This is a genomic window from Streptomyces sp. rh34, from assembly GCF_002551245.1.
Taxonomy (GTDB): domain Bacteria; phylum Actinomycetota; class Actinomycetes; order Streptomycetales; family Streptomycetaceae; genus Streptomyces.
On sequence record NZ_NTGZ01000346.1, the window covers coordinates 1 to 6639 of the forward strand.

Genomic DNA, 6639 nt, shown 5'->3' on the forward strand with positions numbered 1-6639 from the left:
AGATGTGTATAAGAGACAGCGCCTCCCGGGACGCGGCTCCCCCGCCCGGCGTCCCGGCCGGGCCGTCCGCCGGCGCCGCGTGTGCGCCCGGAGCGATGAGTGCGGCGGCCAGTGCCGCGCCGCCGGTCACCAGTGCCATCAGCCGTCTCGTGTTCCCCATGGCCTTCATGGCGCTGGAAGCTAGCCGACGGGTTCCGGCCCGTCCAGGGTGCCTCGCCGCCGACCGGGCAGGAGAGCGGGGTCCGGAGGTCCCTAAGGGGCTGTCGGAAACCGGTGACGCAGCTCACGCCGCGCGCCGGTGCACGAAACGAGGAGTTCCGTCGTCTACTCCAATGCCGGGAACCGTTCACCCGGCCGCGCGAGAGGGAGCAGGTCTTGTCCAGCGTTATCGAGCAGTCCGTGCAGGCCCGCATGGTCGCGTCCGCACCACGGATGGAGACCCTGCCGGCCACTCTTCAGTACGACCGCCAGTACCCCTTCGCCGTACGCATGGCGTTCCCGGCCCCGGCGACCCTGGAAGGCACCGAGGTGTCCTGGGAGTTCTCCCGCGAGCTGCTGGCCACGGGGGTGGACTCCCCCGCCGGGCAGGGAGACGTACGCGTACGGCCGTTCGGGTACGAGCGGACCGTGCTGGAGTTCCACGCCCCTGAGGGCATCGCCATGGTCCATGTGCGCACCGAGGAGCTGCGGCGCTTCCTCCAGCGGGCGCAGGAGCTGGTTCCGGTGGGCGACGAGCACCGGTATCTGGACCTGGACCGGAGTCTGACCGATCTGCTGGGCGGTCCCCGCTGACCCCGTAAATCCGGTTGCCGGGCCCGCGCCCCGGCCCTACCTTCGTGAGGGTTCCTGTTGTCGTCGATCGGAGTGGGACGTTGCTGATCTGAGGTCCTGTGCACACCGTGCAGCGCCCGCCGCGCCCTGCCGCGGCCGGAGCGCCCGTGTGCGATCTCAGCTTCTTCCAGCCGTCCTTGTCGTTCCCGACGCACCACGGGAGATCCGTATGTCTACCACCGACACCCACCTCAGCTGTACCTCCCTCACCTTCTCCTGGCCCGACGGCAGCGAGGTCTTCACCGGCCTCGATCTGGCCGTGGGGCCCGGCCGCACCGGTCTCATCGGCCTCAACGGCTGCGGCAAGTCCACCCTGTTGCGCCTGCTCGCCGGTGAACTCGTGCCGCGGTCCGGGGTGGTCAGGACCCGCGGCGAGCTCGGCTACCTTCCCCAGGCGCTGGTGCTGGACACCGCGCTGCGGGTCGACGAGGTGCTCGGCGTCGCGGACCGGCGCGCGGCGCTCGACGCGGTCGAGTCGGGCGACGTCCGGCCCGAGCACTTCGCGGTGATCGGCGACGACTGGGACATCGAGGAACGGTCCCTCGCCACCCTGGACAAGCTCGGCCTCGGGCACATCGGTCTCGACCGCGCCATCGGGGAGATGTCCGGCGGTGAGTGCGTCCTGCTGCGGCTGGCCGCGCTGCTGCTGGAGCGGCCCGGGGTGCTGCTGCTGGACGAACCGACGAACAACCTGGACGCGTACGCCCGTCGACGGCTGTACGACGCGGTCGACGCCTGGACCGGCGCGCTGCTCGTCGTCAGCCACGACCGGGAGCTGCTGGAACGGGTCGACCGGATCGCGGACCTGCGCGAGGGTTCGGTCACCTGGTACGGCGGAAACCTGTCGGCGTACGAGGAGGCGCTCGCCGTCGAGCAGGAGGCGGCGCAGCGCATGGTGCGCGTCGCCGAGTCGGACGTACAGCGACAGAAGCGCGAACTGTCCGACGCTCACGTGAAGTTGGCCCGGCGCAAGCGCTACGGGCAGAAGATGTGGGACACCAAGCGTGAGCCCAAGGTCGTCATGGGGCAACGCAAGCGCTCCGCGCAGGAGTCGGCCGGCAAGCACCGCATCCTGCACACCGAGCGGCTGGCCGCGGCCAGGGAGCGTCTCGACGAGGCGGAGCTGGCGGTGCGGGAGGACGAGGAGATCCGGGTCGAGCTGCCGGGGACCCGGGTCCATCCGGGAAGCGAGGTACTGCTGCTGCGCGATCCGGTGCCGCCCTACGGTCCGCCCCTGCGGGGCGAGTTGATGGTGCGGGGCCCCGAACGGATCGCGCTGACCGGTCGCAACGGGGCGGGCAAGACGGCGCTGCTCCGATTGATCGCCGGTGAGCTGGCGCCCCTTTCGGGCGAGGCGTGCGCCCTGGTCGCGACGGGGTTCCTGCCGCAGCGGCTGGACGTGCTCGACGACGCGTCGTCGGTGGCGGCGAACGTGGCGCGGTCGGCCCCCGACCGCTCGGACAACGCCGTCCGGGCCCGGCTGGCCCACTTCCTGTTCAAGGGGGCGGCGGCGGACCGCCCGGCGGGGACCCTGTCGGGCGGGGAGAGGTTCCGGGCGACACTGGCGACGCTGCTGCTGGCCGACCCTCCGCCCCGGCTGCTGCTGCTCGACGAGCCGACGAACAGCCTCGATCTGGCGAGCGTACGGCGGCTGACCGAGGCGCTGGAGGCGTACGAGGGGGCGTTGATCGTGGCGAGCCATGACGTGCCGTTCCTGGAGTCGATCAGCATCACCCGCTGGCTCCGGCTCGACGGGGAGTTGCGGGACACGACGGCGGAGGCGGTGCGCGAGGGCCGCTGAGACCGTGCGGGCGGGGTGGCACGGGAGGCGCGGGAGGCGACCGCGCGGAAATGGAGACAGAAGCTGTCGGGTATCCCGCCTAGCGTCGCGCTCATGAGTCCCTTCCCCGAGCGCTGTGCGGAGCCGTACGCCCCCGGCTCCGCGCACCGCGACATCGTCATCACCGGCGCGCGCGAGAACAATCTGCGCGACGTCTCCCTCCGGATCCCCAAGGGCCGCATCACCGTGTTCACCGGTGTGTCCGGTTCGGGCAAGTCGTCGGTCGTCTTCGACACGATCGCCGTGGAGTCGCAGCGGCAGCTGAACGAGACCTTCACCTCGTTCCTCCGCAACCGGCTGCCGAAGTACGAGCGGCCGCACGTCGAGTCCGTCGAGGACCTGTCGGTGGCCATCGTGATCGACCAGAAGCCGCTGGGCGGCAATGTCCGCTCCACGGTGGGCACGGCGACCGACATCTGGTCGATGATCCGGGTGCTGTTCTCCCGGTGCGGGGCCCCGAGCGCGGGCGGGGCGACGGCGTACTCGTTCAACGACCCCAGCGGGATGTGCCCGGAGTGCGACGGGGTGGGGCGCACGGTCCAGCTGGATCTCGACCGGGCGATCGACTGGTCGAAGTCGCTGAACGAGGGGGCACTGCTGCTGCCCGGGCTGACGGTGGGCAGCTGGGAGTGGAACCTGTACGGGGGTTCGGGTCGCTTCGACAACGATCTGCCCCTGTCCGAGTTCGGCGAGGAGGAGCGCCGGCTCCTGCTGCACGGATCGGGGTTCACCGTCCGCATCGACATGCGGACCGCCTCGGCCGACATGCGGTTCGAGGGGGTCGTGACGCGCTTCGAGCGCCTGTACCTCAAGCGCGACACCGCCTCGCTGTCCGAGAAGCGCCGCGAGGCGGCCGCCCGGTTCACCGTGGAGCGGGTGTGCGGGGCCTGCGGCGGGGCACGGCTGAACGCGGCGGCGCTCGCCACCCGGATCGACGGGCTGTCGCCCGCCGACTACGGGCGGATGGAGGTCTCCGAACTCGTCGGCGTACTGGAGCGGATCGTCGATCCGGTGGGCGGGCCCATCGCCGCCGCGGCCCGGGAACGGCTGGAGCGGCTGGTCGGCATCGGGCTCGGGTATCTGAGCCTGGACCGGGAGACCACGACCCTTTCGGGGGGCGAGGGCCAGCGGCTCAAGATGGTGCGGCATCTGGGCAGTTCGCTCACCGGGCTGACGTTCGTCTTCGACGAGCCCAGCGTCGGCCTGCATCCGCGCGACGTCGGGCGGCTGGGCGACCTGCTGGTGCGGCTGCGCGACAAGGGCAACACGGTGCTGGTCGTCGAGCACGACCCGGACGTGATGGCCGTCGCCGACCATGTCGTCGACATGGGGCCGCGGGCCGGTTCCGACGGCGGACACATCGTCTTCGAGGGGACCTTCGAGCGCCTGCGCGAGGCCGACACGCTCACCGGCCGGTCGTTGCGCCGCCGCATCCCCCTGAAGGGGACCGTCCGCTCCCCCACCGGCCGGCTCCCGGTGTACGGGGCCGACCTGCACAACCTCAAGGGCCTCGACGTGTCGTTCCCCGCCGGGGTGCTGACCGCGGTGACCGGGGTGGCGGGATCCGGGAAGTCGACCCTGGTCTCGCGGGTGTTCACGGCGGCGTACCCGGAGGCGGTGGTGATCGACCAGAGCGCGATCACGGCCTCGTCGCGCTCCACCCCGGCGTCGTACATCGGCGCGCTGGACGCCATCCGCAAGGTGTTCGCCCGGGAGAACGGCGTGGACGCGGGGCTGTTCAGCTTCAACTCCGCCGGGGCCTGCGCGGGCTGCTCGGGTCGCGGAGAGATCTCGACCGATCTGGCGTTCATGGATCCGGTCACCACGACCTGCCCGGAGTGCGAGGGCCGCCGCTTCCATGACGACGTGCTGAAGCACCGGGTCGGCGGCCGGTCGATCGTGGACGTCCTGGACATGACGGCGGCGCGGGCGGCCGCGCTGTTCGAGGATCCGGTGCTGTCGCGGAAGCTGCGCACCCTCGACGCGGTCGGCCTCACCTACCTCACCCTGGGGCAGCCGCTCTCCTCGCTGTCGGGCGGCGAGCGTCAGCGGATCAAGCTCGCCACCCAGCTGCACCGCACCTCCAGCGTGTACGTGCTGGACGAGCCGACGACCGGACTGCACCTGGCGGACACGGGCAGGCTGGTGGATCTGCTGGACCGGCTGGTCGACGCGGGAAACACGGTGATCTGCGTGGAGCACAACCTGGATGTTCTCAAGCGGGCGGACTGGGTGATCGACCTCGGTCCGGACGGCGGCAAGGGCGGCGGGGAGCTGGTGTTCGAGGGGACGCCCGCGGATCTGCTCGCGCATCCGACGTCCGTCACCGGCCACTATCTGCGCCGGGATCCGGGGGTGGAACCACTCCCGGCTCCCGGGATGGAACAGCCTGGGAACCCAGGGGCGGAACAAGCTCGGAATGCAGAGGTGGAGCAACCCATTCCGGAACGGTGAGAAGGGGCCTCGAAAGGGCCTCGGGCGGGTGCCGGGAGGACCCTCGGGCACCTTCCCACCTGGGCGTATGACTCCGCGTATCCACTCACTTCCGGGGACGGGCTTGGCTTTGGCCTTACGGTCGCCTTAACCTACGGTCACGTAACCTACGAAGCCGTAGGTAATTCTCCCGTCCCCAGGAGCTCCCCGTGACGATCACCTCTCCCCACCTCGGCAGTTCGAAGGCGTGGACCGACGCCCAGCTGCTGTACGCGCTGGAAGAGGTGGTGGAGAAGGAACTCAACCGCCATCTCAAGGTCGCCAAGGACTGGATGCCCCACGAGTACGTCCCCTTCTCCGACGGCCGGAACTTCCCCGGCGTCTTCGAGGACGGCGAGGCGTGGGCGGCCGACCAGTCCAAGGTCACCGACATCGGCAAGATCGCCCTCGTGGTGAACCTCCTCACCGAGGACAACCTCCCCAGCTACCACCACGAGATCGCCTCCCTGTTCGGCCGCGACGGCGCGTGGGGCACCTGGGTGCACCGCTGGACCGCCGAGGAGGGCCGCCACGGCATCGTGATGCGCGACTATCTGCTCACCTCGCGCGCCGTGGACCCGGACAAGCTGGAGCAGTTCCGCATGGCGCACATGGCGGAGGGCTTCGAGTCGGACAACCGGCACTCGATGCTGCACTCCGTCGCGTACGTCGCCTTCCAGGAGCTGGCCACCCGCGTCTCGCACCGCAACACCGGCCACCAGTCCGGCGACCCGGTCTGTGACCGGATGCTGGCCCGGATCGCGACCGACGAGAACCTCCACATGGTCTTCTACCGCAACCTCCTGGGCGCGGCCTTCGAGCTGGCCCCCGACCTGACCATGCAGGCCGTGCGCGACGTCGTCGTCGACTTCCGGATGCCCGGACACGGCATGCCCGGCTTCGAGCGGGCCGCCGCGCAGATGGCGATCGGCGAGATCTACAACATGCGCATCCACCACGACGACGTGATCCAGCCCGTGCTGCGCTTCCTGAAGGTCATGGAGATCGACGGGCTCGGCCCGGAGGGTGCGAAGGCCCAGGAGGAGCTCGGTCTGTACATGAGCGGACTGGACAGCGAGGCGTCGAAGTTCGACGAGAAGCTCGCCGCCCGCAAGGCCCGGATGGTGGCGCGCGGCCGCGCCTGATCCCCACCGGCACCCTGATCCATCAGGTGCCCCGGGCCCGTCGGGTCCGGGACGTCACTCCTCGGCGGTGGCCTCGGCGTACGCCACGTCGCGTACGTCGTCCGAGGAGTGCTGGCGGAGCATCCGCAGCTGGGTGCGCCACGGCCCGGTCCATCCGGTGCGCAGGCCGCACGCCACGGCCAGTTCGGCGGCGAGGAGGCCCTCGGCCGGGTCCCCCGTCCCCGCCAGCCGTGCGACGACGAGCAGCAGGGCGTCCGGGTCGCCGGCCTCCGCCCCCCGGTGTCCGGCGACCCGCCTGCCGACCGTTCGCGCGGTCCGGGCGGCGAGCGCGGGGCGGCCGGTGTGCAGGGC

Annotated in this window: 5 protein-coding genes; 4 read left to right on the top strand and 1 reads right to left on the bottom strand. The window is 71.0% G+C overall.

Translation table 11 applies throughout. The features are described from left to right. Window positions 1-375 precede the first annotated feature (375 nt). From CR470_RS34725 to CR470_RS34740, 4 genes are all read left to right on the top strand, one after another. Window positions 376-792, top strand: a complete 417-nt coding sequence (locus CR470_RS34725) for an SsgA family sporulation/cell division regulator (protein ID WP_050362272.1) — start codon at window positions 376-378, stop codon at window positions 790-792. A 208-nt stretch (window positions 793-1000) separates the two neighbouring features. Beyond that, the gene (locus tag CR470_RS34730; RefSeq protein ID WP_097871418.1) at window positions 1001-2632 is read left to right on the top strand and encodes an ABC-F family ATP-binding cassette domain-containing protein; all 1632 of its coding nucleotides are present in this window, start codon (window positions 1001-1003) and stop codon (window positions 2630-2632) included. A gap of 93 nt (window positions 2633-2725) precedes the next feature. Continuing rightward, window positions 2726-5125, top strand: coding sequence for an ATP-binding cassette domain-containing protein (locus CR470_RS34735; RefSeq protein WP_097871420.1), 2400 nt, complete (start codon window positions 2726-2728; stop codon window positions 5123-5125). A 188-nt stretch (window positions 5126-5313) separates the two neighbouring features. Beyond that, window positions 5314-6288, top strand: coding sequence for an acyl-ACP desaturase (locus CR470_RS34740; protein WP_097871423.1), 975 nt, complete (start codon window positions 5314-5316; stop codon window positions 6286-6288). A 54-nt stretch (window positions 6289-6342) separates the two neighbouring features. Here CR470_RS34740 and CR470_RS34745 read toward each other — a convergent pair. Next, window positions 6343-6639: hypothetical protein (locus tag CR470_RS34745; protein WP_143663939.1), on the bottom strand; the 297-nt coding region annotated here is incomplete at its 5' end.